The sequence below is a fragment of the Mycobacterium paraintracellulare genome (assembly GCF_000276825.1).
Taxonomy (GTDB): domain Bacteria; phylum Actinomycetota; class Actinomycetes; order Mycobacteriales; family Mycobacteriaceae; genus Mycobacterium; species Mycobacterium intracellulare.
Window position 1 is genome coordinate 4,976,537 of the sequence record NC_016948.1, and the last position, 18,979, is coordinate 4,995,515.

The following is an 18,979-nucleotide window of genomic DNA, read 5'->3' on the forward strand; positions in this document are numbered from 1 at the left end:
TAGAGGACAGCAGGATGCGGATTCTGGCGGTAACGCGCGCGCACAATGCCGGGGAAACCTTGGCCGATACCTTGGACTCGCTGGCCGCCTTCAGTGACGAGATCTACGCGATCGACGACCGCAGCACCGACGACACCGCCGCGATTCTCGCGAACCATCCCGCGGTCACCAATGTTGTTCGCGCCCGGGCGGATCTACCGTCCACGCCATGGTTGATCCCCGAGTCCACCGGCCTGGATCTGCTCTACCGGATGGCCGATTTCTGTCGCCCGGACTGGATGGTGATGGTCGACGCCGACTGGGTTTTCCAGATCGACGTCGACATCCGTGAAGTGCTTGCCCGGACACCGCAGGACGTGGCGGCGCTGATGTGTCCGATGGTTTCCCGCTGGGATGATCCCGACTACCCGGACATGGTGCCGGTGATGGGCACCGCCGAGGCGCTGCGCGGGCCGTTTTGGCGTTGGTACCCGGGCCTGTATGCGGGCTCCAAGTTGATGCACAATTCGCACTGGCCGGCCAACATCACCGACCACGGCCGGATAGGGCGGCTGGACGGAATCCGCTTGACGCACAACGGCTGGTCGACGCTGGAGGAACGGATCGCACGCGTCAGGCACTACATGCGGCTGGATCCCGATTTTCGGCACAACTTCGGTGTGGCCTATGACCGATCCCTGCTGTTCGGCTACGCACTCGACGAGGTCGACCTCCTCAAAGCGGACTACCGGCGGCGGGTGCGTGGCGACTTCGACCGGACCGAGCCGGGGGCGCGCCTGCCGATCGAGGCGGAGCCACGCGCGATCGGGCGCGGATACGGACCCCGCGCGGACGGTTTCCATCCCGGGGTCGACTTCGCCGCTGACCCCGGTAGCCCGATCTACGCAGTCATATCCGGAACTGTTTGCCGCACAGGCGAAGTCGATCACCTTTGCTCGGTGACCATCTCGGACGGCGACTCCGAAATCCGCTACGTGTTTCGGCCAGGTGACGCCACGCACATCGCGGTCGGTGATCGAATCAATGCGGGAACCCAAATCGGCAGCATCGGCGCGGAAGGTCAATCAGCCGACGGCTACCTGCATTTCGAGACGCGGGTTCGGGGCGCACACGTCAATCCGCTGCGCCTTCTGGGCAACATGGGCCTGCGGCCCTGGCCGCCACCGGGGCGGCTGCGCGCGGTATCGGGCAACTACCCGCCCGCCACACCGTGCACAATCACCGCCGACGGGTAGCGGTGAGTTGGGCGGCCTCGACGCGTTCCAGCAGGCTGCGGCCGGCCCGGATCGTCGAGCGGACCTCCTGCAGCAGTTTGGCGGGATGCTGCAGGTCCATGTCGTGCAGTCCTTCGTAGCGGTCGATGCCGAAGCCCACCGTCTCGATGCCAATTCCGAACGGCAGGGTCAGAGTTCGCAGCGCGTCAAAGTTCTGATAGGGGACGAACGGCTGACCGGTCACCAGTAGGCAACTCGATCGCTGCATATCCAGGCTCCGCGCGGTAAAGGTGAAGGTATCCGCGGAGGTGGCGCGGCGGTTGTTGGGGTCCGGCGACGGCGCCTCGAGCAGTGTGATGGGTAGCCCGACGTCGTTGCTGTCTTCGCTGAAGCGCCAGACCATCTGGCCCCGATGCGGGTCGCCGACTCGCTGCCGCCCATGCCGTACCGCTTCGCGGGTATCCACCCCGAACGCGTCGGTCGCAGCGGCCGCCAACAACTCGAATTCGGTACGCGCGCCCGGCGCGCAGGACGCGGCCGCGTCGTGTTCGGACGGCAATAGCTGCCGAGAAGCGGCGGCCAGCACGATATGACCGACGCGATTCTCGGCGGCCAGATTCCGCGCCCACCGGGCCCGAAGCATGTTCGAGTAGCGTCCGGTGCCGATCACCAGCATGTAGTCGAACGTTGCGTCAGTGCGCCGTGATTCGTCGGTAAGGCCAAGCTGTTGCGCCAGCGTCGTGATCGTGTCGAGTTGCCGGTCCGGCAGGTCCAGGCGCGGGATCATCCACCGCGCCCCGCCGTCGGCGTCTTGGCACCGCACCTGCTCTCCGCCCCGACGCGCCCTCGCACGGCCCCGGTAATCCCATACCTCACTGAACTCGTCCAGGGCGGCCAACCGGGCTGCCAGGTTGGCGTGCCGCGGGAAAACTCCGCCGAACATCGCAACCAGCTGCGCCAGCGCGTCATGCGCACTCCACGCGTCGACCTCCTGGCGCAGCGACGTCAAAAACTCACCATCAAACTCGCCGCCACGCATCGACACTTCAGCCGGACTGTTCACTTCAAGGTCCTTGCTCCGCGAACACGTAACACCGAGCCATTTGTGGGATGGAAGCTTTCACCAGCCTAACGGCGATGTGCTGGGCAAGATGCACTTTTTGAAAGATCGGTAATCGCCGGACTCATAGGGGCGACAAGACGCCGCTGACCCCGTCTTGTTGGTAGGAGTATTGTGGCTGATCCTTGGCCCATTGGATGTAGCGGTCGATGCCTTCCCAGATACCGACTTCGGGCTTGAATCCGAGGCTTTTCGCGAAGTCGATGTTGGCGGGGAAACGAGCGACTTCGCCGGCGCGTGCTTCGCGACGTTCGATTTTGGCGTCGAACTTTCCGGCGACATATTCGACGATGTCTTTCACCCGTGTGTTTATGCCGCTCGCGAAATTGATCGCCCGCCCACGAAGCGCGCTGTTTTCCAATACCAGGTTGTATGCGCGCACGATATCGCTGACGTACAGGTAGTCGCGCGTTGCCGAACCGTCGCCGAAGATCGTCAGGTTTTCGCCGTTGATGGCCTGCCGGACGAGTCGTGGAATCAGCGCACCGAAGCGCCCGGTTTTCTGGCGCACCCCGAAGATGTTGAATGGCCGAACGATCGTGACGTCAAGCCCATAGGAGCGGTAGTAGGAGTAGCACAACCGATCCGCCGCCGCCTTGGAGGCGCCGTAGGGGCTGTTCGGTTTGAGCTCAGCTGTCTCGTCGAGAAGCTCGCCGTCCCGCAGATTGTGTCCGTCGCCGTACACTTCGCAGGTTGACACGTAGATCAACCGGTTCTTATAGCGCCTTACCGCCTCGAGCACGCGGTAGGTACCCATGACGTTGGTTTCGAGAAAGCTCTCTGGATCACCCAAAGACTGGTCCACGTTGATATTGGCGGCCAGATGAAAAACGACGTGGTGCTCCCGCACCGCGCGATGGACAGTTTCGCCGTCGGTCACCGAGCCGGAGATAAAGGCCGCTCGCGGGTGCGAACGAAAGTCATTGGTGTTTCGGTTCGCGCTCTTCGACGACGTATTCAGGACGGTGACCCAATGCCCGTCGGCCAGTAGCGACTCGCATAGATGACTTCCCTGAAAGCCTGCGCCCCCCGTGACAAGTATTTCCATCTGGTTCGTCCCTCGCCTGCTACTGGTAGGGCGAGAGCTTAATCGATACGCGCGGGCTCGGTGGGCGATCCGGCTTGATAGTGAAAGCTCTTGTGTTCCCAGGAAAGGAGTTCGATGATTCTGCTGCTGGGATCGCGGACGCCTGCTAAACTCCCGCGAGCGATATAGCGCTTGGCGCAGCGCATTATTTTGCAGTGTCCGACAAAACGCCCCTACGGCATTCGGGTGCGATGCCTCTTGTCGTGTGACGGCACGCCGTTGACCCCGCCGATGGACTCGGCGTAGCTGCCGACCGCGAAACCGACGCCAGAACCCATGATCCCCAAGGCTTCCCGGTTGATGTTGTCGACGGTGTCGCGCGGGCTCTGGAAGTTCGGATCGAACGGCACGCCGGCCTGGCCGCCCCACAAGCGCGCCTGCACGGTGGTCTTCGTCTGGGAGGAACCGGTCGTCAGTCCGCCGATCGGCACGCCCGCGACCATGAAGGGGTGGTAGTCGGCCCGGGAATTCAGCGGCATGTCCGCGGGACGCTTGCCGGCCAGGTTCAGATAGCCGGCCAGCGTGCGCTCGATGCCCGCCGAGCCTTCGGGGACGTCCGCGGCGAAGACTCCGGGTCCGGGCGGGCCGGATTGATCGCCGTCGTCGGTGAAGAAACCCGCGTTGGGCGAGCCCAGCATGGTGAAGTTCAGATAGAGCGCGATGTCGTTGAGCTGATCACGGTCCATGCCGAACACGTAATCCATGACCCCGTTCAGCCCCTCGGCTTCGGCACCCCAGAACACGAACCGCACGGCGTTGTTCACCGGGGCCAGCGGTCCCAGTTGACGCGCCGTCTCGAGCACCGCGGCGACCCCGGAGCCGTCGTCGTTGATGCCGGGTCCGGCGCGTGAACCGTCGAGCTGCGCACCCACCACGACGACGTCGTGCGGAGAACCGGTCTTGGTCTGTGCCACGACATTTCGGGAGGTGATCTTGGTGTTGACGGCGTCGAGCACCAGGCGGATCGGTGCGGTCACACCGGTCAGCGCGGAGGCGCCGTACGGGTTGACGACGGCAACCGGCACGGTCAGCTGCTTGAAATAACCGGGACTGAACAACGTGGGCGGCGCCCCTCGCCCGGTGGGGGCGCTCAGCACGATGAGCCCGCTCGCCCCCTTGGCCAGCGCGGCGTTCTGCTTGTCAACGACCGAGCAGCGGGTGTCGTCGACGACGGCGATCGCGCCCTTGGGCATCGCGGCCGGGTAGTCGTGGGCGGCGCAACCCGATGGCTGTGCCGGCCGGATCGGTTGCCCCGTCAGGCCGCCGGGCGGCGTTTGCACCAGCAGCGAGGCCTGGTCGACGGGATAGGTGCGGCCCGCGACGGTCAGCGACGGCTTACCCATCGACACGGTGTACAACCGGTCGAACTGCGGCGTCTGCACGTCAAACCCCTTGTCGCGCAGCGCTTTGGCGACGTAGTCCACGCTGGCGTTGAAGCCCGGCGTGCCGTCCGCGCGGTTGCCGCCGTTGGCGTTGGCGATGTCCTGCAGGGCGCGCAGATGGGTGACCATGCCCTCGACGGTGATCTTTTTGGCGAGGCCGTGCCCGAGGTCGGGTGTCGCGGCGTGCGGGGCGGGCCGCGTCGACGAACACCCGGCCACGAGCGCCGCGATCAGCAACAGCGTTGCACCCCAGCGGGGATTCATGACTTGGCGAGGACGTGCCGGACGCGGTCTTCCATCGCCGGGACCCCGTTGTGTCCGCTGAGGTCCTGTGCGTAGAACCCGAGCGCGTAGGCCACCCCGCCGCCGTTGATTCCCAGCGCGGTGCGGTCGATGTGGTCGAGGGTGTCGCCTTTTTGGTGGTAGTTGGGGTCGAAAGGTTGGTCGGCCGTCCCGCCCCACAGCTTGGCCTGGTCCGCGGACATCTTCCCCTCGGCGCCGGAGAACAGGCCGCCGGCGGGGATGCCCGCCAGGGTGAATCCGTCGTAGTCGGACCGGCCGTCGAAGGAGGTGTCCTGCGCGGTCTTGCCGGCCGACTTCAGGTAAGCGACCAGCGTGCGCTCAATGCCGGCCGAGCCTTCGGGGACCACCGGCTTGCCGCGGGCGTCCATGGGCAGCGATTGGTCCCCGTCGTAGGTGAAATAGCCGGGGTTCGGCGATGCCAGCATGTCGAAGTTGAGGTAGAGCGCAATGTTTTTGAGCGCGGCCAGGTCCAGCGACTCGACGTAGTTCCGCGACCCGATGAGCCCGAGTTCCTCCGCACCCCAGAAGCCGAATCGCAGCTTGTTGTGCACCGGCGGCGAACTGCCCAGCCGCACAGCGGTTTCCAGCACCGCCGCCACTCCCGATCCGTTGTCGTTGATCCCGGGCCCCTCGGGCACGCTGTCCAGGTGCGCCCCCGCCATCACCACGTTGGCGTCCGAACCGGTCTTGGTCTGTGCGATCACGTTGCGGGCCTTGAAGCTTTGCGCGCTGGCATCGAGCTTGATCGTGGTGGGCCCCGGCTGGCCGCGCAGCTGCACCCCGGTGGATTTCGTCACGCTGAGCACCGGGATCTTCACCTCGGTGGTCGGCCCGAGCGTGCCGCCCATCTGTTCTTCGTCGACGTTGTCGGCGATGATCATCGCCACGGCCCCGCGCTGCGCCGCGGCGTCTTCCTTCTGAGCGAACGGGCAGGTGCCGCGATCGACGAGCACCACCGCGCCCCGCACCGGGAGATCGCCGTAGTCGGCGGCCGCACAGCCCAAGCTGTTCGCCGGCGCGGCGACCAGCGGCCCGCTCACCCCGCCCGGGGGGGTTCCCAGGCTGAAGTCCAGCGCGCGCGCCTCCACCGGCCTGCCGCCGACGGTCAGCTCCGGCTTCTCGGCATGGAACACTCGCGCCGAGAACTCGGGCGTCTGCACGTCAAAACCGCTGTCTCGCAAGGTATTAACCACATAGTCCACACTGGCTTCATAGCCGGGGGTCCCCACCGCCCTGGTGCCGTTGTTTGCGTTGGCGATGTCTTGCAGCTTGGACAGGTGGGCCATCATGGCGTCGGTCGTCACCTTGCCCTTCAGCGCGGACGCGAACTCGGCCGCACCCGTCGTTTGCTCCGAGCCGGACCGGTGGGAGCAACCGGTCGAGAATGCGGTCAGGGCGATCACGGCGAGCGCCGCCGGCAACGTCGCGAGTTTGTTCACCATCGCGCCCAGGTTAGACCGCGGTCCGAGCGGGCGGGATCAGGACACGTCGGGATCAGACATACAGCGCAGTGAAGGGGGCGAAGGGAATGTTGCGCACCACGAACCACGCCAGCACCAATGACAGTGTCACGGCGGCGGCCCAGCGGCGGTGTTGCCAACTGCGGACCCGCCGGCCCACTACGTGTCCGTAGGTCCAGGCCAGGTACGCCCACACCAGCAGCACGACCGCCGCCAGGCCCAGAGCGTTGAACCTGGCGGCCGCCAACACATTGCCGTGCATGAGGGAATACAGCATGCGCAGGCTGCCGCAACCGGGACAGTCGATCCCCAACAACGCCTTGGTGGGGCATACCGGCAGCGGGCCGTTCGGGGTGGTCGGGTCACCCGCCCAGATGGCGGCGCACATCAACGTCGTGGATGCGGCCACCACTAGTGGTGCACCCAGGCCCGCGTGCGCCGCCCCCCGGCGGGTCACCAACATCGAGATCCGGGCTTAGAACATCGCGGCGAGCGCCGCGTTCGTGTTCGTGTTCAGCGCGCCGACCGACATCAAGATGACGTAGATGATGCCGACGACGACGCCGATGGCCGCCGACCAGATCGCCCATTTCTTGGCGCTCTCGGCCGATGCCTGCGCCTCGGCGTAGCGGCCCTGCGCCCACAACCCGTTGACCTGGCTGGATTTGACGATCGCCACGATCCCGAACGGAAGGCAGCAGAACAGGGTCACCAGAATCGACCACACCAGATAGTTGTTCGGCGCTTGGGCGGCCGGCTGCTGCGGCGGGTAACCGGGAGGCGGCGGCGGGGGCGGCGGTTGTGTCATGGATTCTCCACTCAGAGAAGTTAGCTGGCGTAAAGCGGTGCTAACCATACCCGCTCGGCGTGGCGTCGGCACTAGCAATGAAAAAATCCGATCCGCGCAACGACGGCCGCGGCGCATCGGCGGCGTCGGCGCATCGGCCCGAAGACCCGATTGTCGCCCGGCCTCAACGTCATTCGATATTCGACGCATCGAATTGCCCCTGCGGTCCGTTGCCCTGGGGCTTTGCGGGCGACGCCCCGAACTAATGCCCACACAGACAATTGCCGCCGGAACGTGTTGCATTACCACGACATAGCCCTACTATCCGTGTTAGCAACGGCCGTTAAGGAGCCATTCATGTCTGATTTCAGCAACGCGCTGAAGACGGCGATGGCAATGGCGCTCACGGCCGGTTTCGCGTTAGCGGGCGGCGTCACGGCGGCCGCCGACCCCGCCGGCACCGGCAACTCGTCGGACATCAACACGCTCGCGGCCACGCTCTCGAAGGGCTACGGCTTGAACAACTGCACCGCCCAGAACATCGACCGCGGCAGGCAACTGGCCGTACTCACGTGCGGACAAAGCCCCGATCCGAAAGGACCGGCACAGGCCAAGTACGTCCTGTTCACCACCGCCGAGAACCTGGCCACCGAGTTTCGGGCCACCATCAAGGAGGACGTCCTGACGCCGTGCGGGGACGCCAACCAGTCGCCGTCCAGTTGGCACAAGGACGGTTCGGCCGCCAACGCCGGGCAGGCGGCGTGCGGCACGTACCAAAACGCCGCCGAGATCATCTGGACGACGGACGCGAAAAACACGCTGAGCTACCTGCGTGCGTCCAACACCGACGTCAACGCGCTCTACCAGTGGTGGCGCGCCAACGGTTGACAATCTTCTTGGGGGGCAAGGGGTTTCTGCATCAACCACCCACAACCGCAGGGAGTCAAAATGTCACATCTGATCACCGCGCTGCGCGTCGCGTCGGCCGCAGCTTTCACGGGCGGTTTGGTCCTCGCGGGCAGCGCCACCGCGGTCGCCGAACCCAACACCGGTAGCGCCACGGACATGAACACGCTGGCGGCTTCGCTGTCGAAGGGCTACGGCCTGAACAACTGCAAGCCGCAGGAGCTGACCGAAACCGGCGAACTGGCCGAACTGCTTTGCGGGCAGAGCCCCGACTCCGGCGGACCCGGCTCCGGCGTCTACGCGCTCTTCTCCAACAGCACGAACCTGGGCTCTGCCTTCAGTTCCACCATCAAGGATGTGTCGCTGGCCGCGTGCGGGGACGCCGGGCAGTCGCCGGGAACGTGGAAGCAGAACGGCCAGACCGGCGGCCAGATCGCCTGCGGCACCTACAAGAACTACGCGACGTTGACCTGGACCACCGACGCCAAGAACGTGCTGGGTCACCTGACCGCGGCCAACGCCGACGTCAACGCGCTCTACCAGTGGTGGCGCACGAACGGCTGACGTTTACAGCTGAGCCGCAATCAAATCCGCTACCGCGCACATCCCGGCGGGATTCGGGTGCAACGGTGCGGGGCGACCCGGTAGCGGAACACCGTAGCGCGCCGGCAGCGTCGTCCACGGCTCCGCCGACCAGGCGTGGTGCTCGCGGCTGGCCGCGGCGGCGTGGACGATTCCGCAGCCGGCCGCCGCGGCGGCGTCGGCAGTCATCCTTTCCAGCGTGGCGGCCACGTGCCGGCCCAGGTCGGCGTCCGCGGGCGACAGCGGTGGGGCAGGCGTGCCCGCGGGCGGCAGCATCGTCAGGTAGTCGACGAAGAAGATCCGCGCCCCTGCGGATCGTTGACGCACCGCGCGGCCCACCGCGCACAGCGATTCGAACACCGCGTCGAGGGCCTGATCTCGCGCGTCGGGATCGAGCAGTTCGCGGATGCGGTCGCCCAACAGCGGCACGCGCCGCAGCGGGCGCGGCAGTGCGGCCGCCATCAACAGCGGTACGTAGCCGACGTCGTTGCCGCCGATGGTGATGGTGACCAGACCCTCCGAACCGTCCAGGGCGTCGACTTGCGCCGGCGCGCCGCGTTGACGCTCGGCGAGCACGTTCGCGGTGGTCGCACCGGAAAAGGTGACGTCGACAAGGTCGTAGCCGTATCGCCGGGCGATCAGGTGGGCATAGTTGCGGGCGGATCGGCCCGACCAGCGCGGGGCACCCGCGGCGCGCGGCCGGATACCGGGACCGGCGGCCATCGAACTGCCCAGCGCGACATAGCGTTTCATCGTTGGGGGCTCGAGGCCTGCGCCCAGAACCTCTTCGGGATCCGCCCGGCGCGCCGGGCCAGATAGCCGGCGGTGACGGCGGCCGACATCGCGGCGGCCATCGCGGGGGGGTCGGCGGCCCGGGTCACCGCGGAGGCCAACAGCACGGCGTCGCAACCCAATTCCATGGCCAGCGCGGCGTCGCTGGCGGTGCCGATGCCGGCGTCGAGCACCACCGGGACGTGGGCCCCGGCGACGATCATCTCGATGTTGTGCGGATTGGTGATGCCCAGCCCGGTCCCGATCGGCGATCCCAGCGGCATGACGGCCGCGCATCCGGCGTCCTCCAGCCGGCGCGCAAGCACGGGATCATCGTTGGTGTAGGGCAGCACGACGAACCCGTCGTCGACCAATTGCTCTGCCGCGCGCACCAATTCGACCGCGTCGGGCAGCAGCGTGCGCTCGTCGGCGATCACCTCGAGCTTGATCCAGTTGGTGTTCAACGCCTCGCGCGCCAGCTGCGCGGTGAGCACCGCCTCGGCGGCGCCGCGGCATCCCGCGGTGTTGGGCAGCGGCGTGATTCCGAGCCGGTTGAGCAGATCGAGCAACCCGGTGCCGCCCTCGGCGTCGACCCGGCGAATCGCGACGGTGGTCAGTTCCGTGCCCGACGCGACGAGCGCCTCTTCCAGCACCGCCAGGTTGCTCGCTCCCCCGGTCCCCATGATGAGCCGCGAGGCGAAGCTGCGGTCCGCGATGGTCAGTTTCGAGTCAGCCACCTTGCACCGCCGTCACCACTTCGAGACGCACGGGAGCGCCGGGAAGCTCCGAAAGCTCTGTCGCCCATCGTGATCGCGGCAGCACCGCGTCGTCCATCGCCACGGCGACGCCGCGGTCCGGGAAGCCCAGGGAATCGAGCAGCGCCGACACCGTGGTGTGCGCGTCGACGTCGACCTCTTTCTCGTTCACCAGGATGATCATTAGTGTGCTCCCACCGGTGCCAGTTCGGAAACGATCTGTTCTGCCGTCCAGGGCGCCAGCAGGAACCCCGACCGGCCGTGGCCGGCGGCGACCAGCGTGCGCGCGTCCAGGCGATGCACCAACGGCAGATTGTCGGGTGTCATCGGGCGCAGCCCGGCCCCGCACTCGGCTAGCTCGTATTCACCGAGCGCCGGCAGCACCGCGCAGGCGTCGTCGAGGAGGTCACGCACCCCCGAGACGACCGGGGCGGTGTCGCGCCCGTGCTCGTATTGGGTCGCGCCGACCACCACGCCGTCCGCGCGCGGCACCAGGTAGACCTGCCGGCCGTGCACCCGGGCGCGAATCACCCGCCGCGGCAACGGCATACAGCCTTTGCGCCACCGCAGTCGCAGCACCTCGCCCTTGACCGGGCGCACCGGCAGCCCGGGCCACAACGCCGGCGCGTCGATGCCGTTGGCGATCACCACCGCGTCGGCCTCGACCGCCGACAGGTCGTGCACCGGCGGCGCCCACCGCACCCCGAGACGCTCGCACTCCGCCTCGAGCGCGTCGAGCACCGCCCGGTTGTCCACGGCCAGCTCCGTGGGCGCCCGAAAGCCGTGCCGGATGCCCTGCGCGAGTAGGGGTTCCACGTCGCGGGCGGCCGACTCCCAGACCACGGGGTGTCCCTGAGCGGACAGCCAGTCCGCCACGGTGCGCAGGTCGGCGGCGTCGGCGCGGTCGACGGCCACCACCAGCGACTCGCGGGCGGTGACCACTCCGGCCGGCAGGCCGTCGAGGAAACCGCCGTCGCGCCACAACCGCAGGGATTCCAGGCCCAGCCGCAGCAATCGCTCTTCTCCCGGCCAGCCCTCGCTGTGCGGGGCCAGCATGCCGCCGGCGACCCAGGATGCGCCCCGCTCCCCGCTGCGGTGCACCCGCACCGACCAGCCGGCCTGGGCGGCGCGGCGCGCCACCGCCAGCCCGATGACGCCGCCGCCGATGACGGCCAGCGACCCCAGCGGTGGGCCCGAAGGCATCCCGGTCATTGTCGAGCCTCCCTTCGCCGGCATGATCCGGATCAGGTGTGACGGTAAGGGCAGGTCCTCGCGGCTGTGCCCACTCTCAGCCCCGCTCCCGGGACTCCCGTGTCTGGTAATTCTCTGCGCTCCACGCTAGCGCGCTAGCGTCTCGGTGTGCAGCGTCCCATGGATAGACGACTCTCCGTCCTGGCCACCGCGCGGCTGTATCTGTGCACCGACGCGCGCCGCGAGCGCGGCGACCTGGCCGAGTTCGCCGACGCCGCCCTGGCCGGCGGCGTGGACATCATCCAGCTGCGCGACAAGGGGTCGGCCGGCGAGCAGCGGTTCGGGCCGCTGGAGGCGCGCGAGGAACTGGCCGCCTGCGAGATCCTGGCCGACGCCGCCCGCCGGCACGGCGCCCTGTTCGCGGTCAACGACCGCGCCGACATCGCCCGCGCGGCGGGCGCCGACGTGCTGCACCTCGGGCAGGGGGACCTGCCGCTGGACGTCGCGCGCGACATCGTCGGTCCGGACGTGCTGCTCGGGCTCTCCAGCCACAGCGCCGACCAGGCCGGCGCCGCGGCCGTCAGCGAAGCGGACTACTTCTGCGTCGGCCCCTGCTGGCCGACGCCCACCAAGCCGGACCGCGCGGCGCCGGGCCTGGGACTCGTCCGCGCCGCCGCCGGGCTCGGGACCGACAAACCGTGGTTCGCGATCGGCGGCATCGACGCGCAGCGACTGCCCGAGGTGCTCGACTCCGGCGCCCGCCGCGTGGTGGTGGTGCGAGCGATCACCGCGGCGTCCGACCCGCGGGCGGCCGCCCGGCGGCTCAGTTCGGCGCTGGCAGCAGCGAGCTGATCCGTCGGCTCAGCTGCGACGGAACCTCGTCGGCGTCACCCGGCATGCACCACACGAAGACGCCGGCCTCGACCTCGATCGTGCGGGGCAGATACTGCCGGCGTTCGTCGCCGTGGCCCAGCGGCAACAGCGCCGGCGCGGTGCGCAGCCGTTGCCAGCTGGCCGCGAAGCCCGGATGCAGCGGCAGGTCGGCCACCTCGTCCTCGGCCACCCACCGCATTTCCGCGCTTTCCCGGTTCGGGACGGTGTGCAACAACTCGTCGGCGTCGGCGACGACGGTCGTGTAGCTCCACCGCGTGCCGCCGATCCCGGCGACCTCGGCGGTGACCAGCGTCGCGCGCACGGCGAGCCGGTCGACGAGCAGCCCGGCCTCCTCGTTCGCCTCGCGGACCGCCGTCTGCTCGGGCGTCTCGTGGCTGTCCCGGGCCCCGCCCGGCAGCCCCCAGGTCCCGCCCTGATGGCTCCACACCGCCCGATGTTGCAGCAGCACCGCGGGCGTGCCGTCGGCTTGCGGGGCGCGCAGCAAAAGACCGGCGGCGCCGTACCGACCCCAGTAATGGGCGCCGCGCTCCGAGATCACCCAACCGTCGCCGTCGCCCTGCACGGATCAAGGATAGGCAGACTTGGTTCTTGGCGGTCTTCGGCGCGTCGGCAATTGCGTCGGCCTCCACCCATCCACCCGAACATGCTCTTAGACTTCGCTTATAGAGGTCCGTGCAGCGAAATCCAGTGGCCAAGAGATGAGGGCTGATCAGACGTGACGGTTGAGCTGGCGCACCCGTCGACCGAGCCGCAGGGATCGCGGTCACCGGCCGAACCAGCCCATCCCCGCTGGTGGTTCATCTCCACGACGCCGGGCCGCATCCTGACCATCGGCATCGTGCTGGCGGCCCTCGGCGGGATCAGCGCCTTCGCCACCTCGACCACCATCAACCACCGGCAACAGGTGCTCACCACGGTGCTCAACCACACCGAGCCGCTGTCGTTCGCGGCCGGGCGGCTCTACACCACGCTGTCGGTGGCCGACGCCGCCGCGGCCACGGCGTTCATCGCCGAAGCCGAACCGCCGCCCGTGCGGCAGCGCTACGAACAGGCCATCACCGACGCGGCCGTGGCCGTGACCAGGGCCTCCAGCGGGCTCACCGACGAACCGCAGGTGCAGCTGCTGGGCCGGATCAACGCCCAGCTGGCCGTCTATACCGGACTGATCGAGATCGCCCGAACCAACAACCGGGCGGGCAACCCGGTCGGTTCGTCGTACCTGTCAGAGGCATCGGGGCTGATGCAGTCGACGATCCTGCCCGACGCGGCGCGGCTGTACCGGGCCACCTCGGAGCGGGTGGACGTGGAAACCACGGCGTCGACCCAGATTCCGGCGCCGGTCATCATGGTCGTCGGCACCACCGTCGTCTTCGGCGCCTTCTCGCATCGCTGGCTGGCCCGGCGCACCCGGCGCCGCATCAACCCGGGCCTGGTCGTGGGCGCTCTCGCTATCCTCGTCATGGTGGTGTGGGTCGGGACTGCGCTAACCATCTCTACGACGGCAAGTCGTAGCGCGAAGGACACCGCCGCGGAGTCCCTCAAGACCGTCACCAACGTCGCGATCACCGCCCAGCAGGCGCGCGCCGACGAGACGCTGTCGCTGATCCGCCGCGGGGACGAGGAGAAGCGCAAGCAGTCGTTCTATCAGCGGATCGACTCGATGCACCGCCAGCTCGACCAGTACATGTCCCGCAGCGACGCCGTGGACAAACCGGACCTCGAGGGCGCCGACCAGCTGCTGCTGCGCTGGCGTCAGGCCAATGACCGGATCAGCTCGTACATCTCGGTGGGGAACTACCGCGCCGCCACCCAGGTCGCGCTGGGCAGCAGCGAGGAGGATTCCACGCCGGCGTTCGACAAGCTGGAAGACGAGCTGGTCAAGGCCATGGACCAGGGCCGCATCCACCTGCGCAACGACGTCATCAACGCGCGCAGCGGGCTCTCCGGCGCCCAGGTGGGCGGCGTGGTGCTCAGCCTCGGGGCGGCCATCGCGGTGGCGCTGGGCCTGTGGCCGCGGCTGAAAGAGTATCGATAATGATCCGCCTGCCCCTGCTGCGCCGGGCGTGCACCGTGGCCGCCACGGTTTGCGTGCTGGCGGGTTGCGGGCACACGGAATCGCTGCATGTGGCCAGCGTCCCGACGTTGCCGCCGCCCACCCCGGTCGGCATGGAACAGTTGCCGCCGCAGCCGCCGCTGCCGCCCGACGGCCCCAATCAGGACTGCGACCTGACGGCCAGCCTGCGCCCCTTCCCCACCAAGGCCGAGGCCGACGCCGCGGTCGCCGACATCCGCGCGCGCGGCAGGCTGATCGTCGGGCTCGACATCGGCAGCAACCTGTTCAGCTTCCGCGACCCGATCACCGGCGAGATCACCGGATTCGACGTCGACCTCGCCGGCGAGATCGCCCGCGACATCTTCGGCGCGCCGTCCCACGTCGAGTACCGGATCCTGTCGTCGGACGAGCGGGTCACCGCGCTGCAACGCGGCGAGGTCGACATCGTGGTCAAGACCATGACCATCACCTGCGACCGGCGCAAGCTGGTGAACTTCTCCACCGTCTACCTCGACGCCAACCAGCGCATCCTCGCCCCGCGCGACTCGTCGATCGTCAAGGTGAGCGACCTGTCGGGCAAACGCGTGTGCGTGGCCAAGGGCACCACCTCGCTGCACCGCATCCGGCAGATCGACCCGCCGCCGGTCATCGTGTCGGTGGTCAACTGGGCCGACTGCCTGGTCGCGATGCAGCAGCGCGAGATCGACGCCGTGAGCACCGACGACTCGATCCTGGCCGGGCTGGTCGAAGAGGACCCTTACCTGCACATCGTCGGCCCCAACATGGCCACGCAGCCCTACGGCATCGGCATCAACCTGAACAACACTCCCCTGGTGCGGTTCGTCAACGGGACCCTGGAAAGGATCCGCCGCGACGGCACGTGGAACACGTTGTACCGCAAGTGGTTGACCGTGCTGGGCCCCGCGCCGGCCCCGCCCACACCGAGGTATCTGGACTGATGGCCGAGCCGGACAAGCAATCCGAGAAGCCGGAATCGGGCCCGGAAGCGGTGGAAGACGTGAATCCCGGCACCCAGCCGGCGGAGGTCCAGACCGGCGCCTCGACGGGGCGGCTGCAGGCCACGCAGGCGCTGTTTCGGCCCGACTTCGACGATGACGACGACGACTTTCCGCACATCGCGCTGGGCGCCCTTGACACCGACACCGGCGACCGCATGACGGTGGCGACGCGGGCGCTGCCCGCGGTCCGACAGCTCGGCGGTGGACTCGTCGAGATCCCGCGGGGACGCGACATCGACCCCCGCGAAGCGCTGATGACCAACCCGGTGGTCCCCGAGTCCAAGCGCTTCTGCTGGAACTGCGGGAAGCCGGTGGGCCGGTCCAGCAAGAAGAGCAAGGGCACGTCGGAGGGTTGGTGCCCGGCCTGCGGCAGCCCGTATTCGTTTCTGCCGCAACTCAATCCCGGCGACATCGTCGCCGGCCAGTACGAGGTCAAGGGGTGCATCGCGCACGGCGGGCTGGGCTGGGTGTATCTGGCCGTCGACAAAAACGTCAACGACCGGCCGGTCGTGCTCAAAGGTCTCGTCCACTCCGGCGACGCGGAGGCGCAGGCGATCGCGATGGCCGAACGGCAGTTCCTGGCCGAGGTGGTCCACCCGCAGATCGTGCAGATCTTCAACTTCGTCGAACACAAGGACCAGCACGGCAATCCGGTCGGCTACATCGTCATGGAGTACGTCGGCGGGCAGTCGCTCAAGCACGGGAAGGGCGAGAAGCTTCCGGTCGCCGAGGCCATCGCCTACCTGCTGGAAATCCTGCCCGCGCTGAGCTATCTGCACTCCATCGGCCTGGTCTACAACGACCTGAAGCCGGAGAACATCATGCTCACCGAGGAGCAGCTCAAGCTCATCGACCTGGGCGCGGTGTCGCGGATCAATTCGTTCGGATACCTTTACGGCACACCGGGTTTCCAGGCGCCGGAGATTGTGCGCACCGGCCCGACGGTCGCCACCGACATCTATACGGTGGGCCGCACGCTGGCGGCGCTCACGCTCAACCTGCGCACCCGCAACGGCCGTTACGTCGACGGCCTGCCCGAGCACGACCCGGTGCTGAGCACCTACGACTCGTTCCACCGGTTGCTGCGCCGCGCCACCGATCCCGACCCGCGTCGCCGGTTCGCCAGCACCGAGGAGATGTCGGCGCAGTTGATCGGCGTGCTGCGTGAGGTGGTCGCCCACGACACCGGGGTGCCGCGGCCCGGCCTGTCGACGATCTTCTCCCCCAGCCGCTCCACGTTCGGGGTGGATCTGCTGGTCGCGCACACCGACGTGTACCTGGACGGGCAGGTCCATTCGGAGAAGCTGACCGCCCGCGAAATCGTCACCGCACTGCAAGTGCCGCTGGTCAATCCGGCCGACGTCGCCGCGTCGGTGCTGCAGGCGACGGTGTTGTCGCAGCCGGTGCAGACGCTGGACTCGTTGCGCGCGGCCCGGCACGGGACGCTGGACGCCGACGGCGCCGAGCTGTCCGAGTCGGTCGAGCTACCGCTGATGGAGGTGCGCGCGCTGCTGGATCTCGGCGACGTCGCCAAGGCCACCCGCAAGCTCGAGGACCTGGCCGAGCGGGTGGGTTGGCAGTGGCGGCTGGTCTGGTACAAGGCGGTGGCCGACCTGCTCACCGGTGATTACGATTCGGCCACAACACATTTCACCGAGGTGCTGGACACGTTCCCGGGTGAGCTCGCACCGAAGCTGGCGCTGGCCGCCACCGCCGAGCTCGCCGGCGACGTCGACGAGCACAAGCATTACGAGACGGTGTGGAAGACCAACGACGGCGTGATCTCGGCGGCCTTCGGGTTGGCCAGATCGCTGTCCGCGGAAGGTGATCGGGCCGCCGCGGTGCGCACGCTGGACGAGGTGCCGGCCACCTCCCGGCACTTCACCACCGCGCGCCTGACGAGCGCGGTGACGCTGCTGTCCGGCCGGTCCAAGAGCGAGATCACCGAGGAGGACATCCGGGACGCGGCGCGACGGGTGGAGGCGCTGCCGCCCACCGAACCACGCGTGTTGCAGATCCGGGCGCTGGTGCTGGGCTGTGCGATGGACTGGTTGGAGGACAACAAGGCCAGCACGAATCACATCCTGGGCTTTCCGTTCACCGAGCACGGGCTGCGGCTGGGCGTCGAGGCGGCGCTGCGCAATCTGGCCCGCGTCGCCCCCACGCAGCGGCATCGCTACGAGCTGGTGGACATGGCCAACCGGGTGCGGCCCACGAGCACGTTCTGAGGTATTTGCGGGTTTGCCGGTTTGCGCCGCCTGGCGGTTTTCCCGTGTCGGCCCTTCGCGCGTCGGCCTTTCGCGCGTCGGTCTTTCCCGCGTCGGCCTTTCCCGCGTCGGCCCTTCGCCGTCGAGTGTGAATCCTGGGCGTTCAGTGTGAACCCTGGGCGGCGACACGCCGACAAACCCCGACGTGGGTTCACACTGAAAGCCGTGAGTTCACACTCAAAGTCGGTGATTCACAGTCGATTTAGCCGGGGCCTCGCGGACCCGGCGTCAGCCCGTCCGGCGGCTTGCCGTCGCGTGGCCCGCCCTGTGCACAGACGCACTCGCCGACCGTGGTTGACGTGCAATCGTTCGCGGCATGAGACGAGTGCCGTTCATCGGCAGCGAGGAGTTGGCGTCGGGAAGTCTCAGCCGCCACCAGCTGCGGATGTCCTACCGAGCGGTGTTTCCGAACGTCTACGTGCCGACGCATGCCGAGGTGCCGCTCGAATTGCGCATTCGGGCGGCCTGGCTGTGGTCGGGGCGGAGGGCGGTCATCGGCGGAGCCGCCGCGGCCGCGCTGCATGGCGCCCAGTGGATCCCCGACAACGTCCCGGTCGAGCTGATACACACCAACACTCATCCTCCCCGCGGCGTGCTGACACGCCGGGAAACGCTGTGCGCCGGCGAGACCCAGATCCGCGACGGGCTCGCCGTCACCACTCCGGAGCGGACCGCTTTCGACATCGGACGGCGCGGCGCGGTGCGCTCGGCCGTGGTGAGGCTGGACGCGCTCGCCCGGGCAACGGGTTTCAAGGTCGACGACGTGCTGGATGTTGCGGCGGCGCATCCTCGCGCACCCGGCGTGCGGCGATTGGAGGTCGCGCTCGACCTGGTCGACCCCGGCGCTCAGTCCCCCAGGGAGAGCTATCTGCGACTGCTCCTCATCGACGCCGGCCTGGCCCGGCCGCAGACGCAGATCCCGGTGCTGGGCGCCGACGGCCTACCGTTCGCCTACCTGGATCTGGGCTGGGAGGAATCGCTGGTGGCTGTCGAGTACGACGGCGATCACCACCGCACCGACCGGCGCCAATTCGTCAAAGACCTCCGGCGCATGGAGATGCTCGAGGAGATGGGCTGGACCATAGTCCGGGTGGTCGCCGAGGATCGCCCGGCCAGCATCCTGCGCCGGGTGCGCGAGGCGCTCGCGAAATCGAGTGTGAACCTGGGGCTTTCGGTGTGAACCTACGG

19 protein-coding genes and 1 riboswitch are annotated in these 18,979 nt (G+C 68.1%); of the genes, 8 read left to right on the top strand and 11 right to left on the bottom strand.

The features are described from left to right. Positions 1 to 14: 14 nt before the first annotated feature. Complete coding sequence (locus OCQ_RS23160; RefSeq protein WP_014385905.1) at positions 15 to 1,235, top strand: peptidoglycan DD-metalloendopeptidase family protein; 1,221 nt, start codon at positions 15 to 17, stop codon at positions 1,233 to 1,235. Here OCQ_RS23160 and OCQ_RS23165 read toward each other — a convergent pair. From OCQ_RS23165 to OCQ_RS23190, 6 genes are all read right to left on the bottom strand, one after another. Next, on the bottom strand, positions 1,219 to 2,253 hold the full coding sequence (locus OCQ_RS23165) for a hypothetical protein (RefSeq protein ID WP_232065641.1): 1,035 nt from the start codon (positions 2,251 to 2,253) through the stop codon (positions 1,219 to 1,221). The genes OCQ_RS23160 and OCQ_RS23165 overlap by 17 nt on opposite strands. A gap of 145 nt (positions 2,254 to 2,398) precedes the next feature. Further along, entirely contained in the window at positions 2,399 to 3,382 is a 984-nt protein-coding gene (locus OCQ_RS23170; RefSeq protein ID WP_008261409.1) for an NAD-dependent epimerase/dehydratase family protein, read from the bottom strand. A 212-nt stretch (positions 3,383 to 3,594) separates the two neighbouring features. Continuing rightward, complete coding sequence (locus OCQ_RS23175) at positions 3,595 to 5,067, bottom strand: M28 family peptidase (protein WP_014383388.1); 1,473 nt, start codon at positions 5,065 to 5,067, stop codon at positions 3,595 to 3,597. Further along, positions 5,064 to 6,548, bottom strand: coding sequence for a M28 family metallopeptidase (locus OCQ_RS23180; protein WP_009952594.1), 1,485 nt, complete (start codon positions 6,546 to 6,548; stop codon positions 5,064 to 5,066). The genes OCQ_RS23175 and OCQ_RS23180 overlap by 4 nt, the downstream gene beginning before the upstream one ends. Before the next feature lie 52 nt (positions 6,549 to 6,600). Then, the gene (locus OCQ_RS23185; protein ID WP_026071162.1) at positions 6,601 to 7,026 is read right to left on the bottom strand and encodes a DUF2752 domain-containing protein; all 426 of its coding nucleotides are present in this window, start codon (positions 7,024 to 7,026) and stop codon (positions 6,601 to 6,603) included. Positions 7,027 to 7,041: 15 nt separating this feature from the next. Then, on the bottom strand, positions 7,042 to 7,374 hold the full coding sequence (locus OCQ_RS23190; RefSeq protein WP_008261422.1) for a CD225/dispanin family protein: 333 nt from the start codon (positions 7,372 to 7,374) through the stop codon (positions 7,042 to 7,044). Positions 7,375 to 7,710: 336 nt separating this feature from the next. On the opposite strand from OCQ_RS23190, the gene OCQ_RS23195 reads away from it, so the two are divergent. Together OCQ_RS23195 and OCQ_RS23200 are read left to right on the top strand one after the other, a co-directional pair. Further along, positions 7,711 to 8,241 (top strand): hypothetical protein, encoded by a 531-nt coding sequence (locus OCQ_RS23195; protein WP_014385909.1) that lies wholly within the window; start codon positions 7,711 to 7,713, stop codon positions 8,239 to 8,241. 60 nt (positions 8,242 to 8,301) lie between these two features. After that, the gene (locus OCQ_RS23200; protein ID WP_014381282.1) at positions 8,302 to 8,823 is read left to right on the top strand and encodes a hypothetical protein; all 522 of its coding nucleotides are present in this window, start codon (positions 8,302 to 8,304) and stop codon (positions 8,821 to 8,823) included. 3 nt (positions 8,824 to 8,826) lie between these two features. Here the strand turns inward: OCQ_RS23200 and OCQ_RS23205 are convergent, their stop codons facing one another. The 4 genes from OCQ_RS23205 to thiO are packed head-to-tail and all read right to left on the bottom strand — an operon-like array spanning position 8,827 to position 11,570. Then, entirely contained in the window at positions 8,827 to 9,594 is a 768-nt protein-coding gene (locus OCQ_RS23205) for an SGNH/GDSL hydrolase family protein (protein WP_014385910.1), read from the bottom strand. Continuing rightward, positions 9,591 to 10,349 carry a thiazole synthase gene (thiG, locus tag OCQ_RS23210; protein ID WP_014385911.1) on the bottom strand — a complete coding sequence of 253 codons (759 nt, stop codon included), beginning with the start codon at positions 10,347 to 10,349 and terminating at the stop codon, positions 9,591 to 9,593. Before thiG ends, OCQ_RS23205 begins: the two co-directional genes overlap by 4 nt. Beyond that, positions 10,342 to 10,551 carry a sulfur carrier protein ThiS gene (gene thiS, locus OCQ_RS23215; protein ID WP_008261432.1) on the bottom strand — a complete coding sequence of 70 codons (210 nt, stop codon included), beginning with the start codon at positions 10,549 to 10,551 and terminating at the stop codon, positions 10,342 to 10,344. Before thiS ends, thiG begins: the two co-directional genes overlap by 8 nt. After that, a complete protein-coding gene (gene thiO, locus OCQ_RS23220) occupies positions 10,551 to 11,570 on the bottom strand; it encodes a glycine oxidase ThiO (RefSeq protein WP_026071161.1) in 1,020 nt (339 codons plus the stop codon). Before thiO ends, thiS begins: the two co-directional genes overlap by 1 nt. Before the next feature lies 1 nt (position 11,571). After that, a riboswitch (TPP riboswitch) is annotated at positions 11,572 to 11,690 on the bottom strand. Positions 11,691 to 11,738: 48 nt separating this feature from the next. Here thiO and thiE point away from each other — a divergent pair. Then, positions 11,739 to 12,410, top strand: coding sequence for a thiamine phosphate synthase (gene thiE / locus OCQ_RS23225; protein ID WP_009952603.1), 672 nt, complete (start codon positions 11,739 to 11,741; stop codon positions 12,408 to 12,410). On the opposite strand, the gene OCQ_RS23230 is transcribed toward thiE, so the two are convergent. After that, on the bottom strand, positions 12,382 to 13,014 hold the full coding sequence (locus tag OCQ_RS23230; protein WP_009952604.1) for an NUDIX hydrolase: 633 nt from the start codon (positions 13,012 to 13,014) through the stop codon (positions 12,382 to 12,384). The two genes, thiE and OCQ_RS23230, sit on opposite strands and share 29 nt — an antisense overlap. Positions 13,015 to 13,167: 153 nt before the next feature. Between OCQ_RS23230 and glnX the strand changes: the two genes are divergently transcribed. The 4 genes from glnX (at position 13,168) to OCQ_RS23250 (ending at position 18,971) form a co-directional block, all read left to right on the top strand. Further along, entirely contained in the window at positions 13,168 to 14,487 is a 1,320-nt protein-coding gene (gene glnX, locus OCQ_RS23235; RefSeq protein WP_008261439.1) for a protein kinase G-activating protein GlnX, read from the top strand. Continuing rightward, positions 14,487 to 15,464, top strand: coding sequence for a glutamate ABC transporter substrate-binding protein (locus OCQ_RS23240; protein WP_009952605.1), 978 nt, complete (start codon positions 14,487 to 14,489; stop codon positions 15,462 to 15,464). The genes glnX and OCQ_RS23240 overlap by 1 nt, the downstream gene beginning before the upstream one ends. Beyond that, a complete protein-coding gene (locus OCQ_RS23245) occupies positions 15,464 to 17,752 on the top strand; it encodes a serine/threonine-protein kinase PknG (RefSeq protein ID WP_014383395.1) in 2,289 nt (762 codons plus the stop codon). Before OCQ_RS23240 ends, OCQ_RS23245 begins: the two co-directional genes overlap by 1 nt. A gap of 355 nt (positions 17,753 to 18,107) precedes the next feature. Continuing rightward, positions 18,108 to 18,971, top strand: a complete 864-nt coding sequence (locus tag OCQ_RS23250) for an endonuclease domain-containing protein (RefSeq protein WP_036389707.1) — start codon at positions 18,108 to 18,110, stop codon at positions 18,969 to 18,971. Positions 18,972 to 18,979 lie beyond the last annotated feature (8 nt).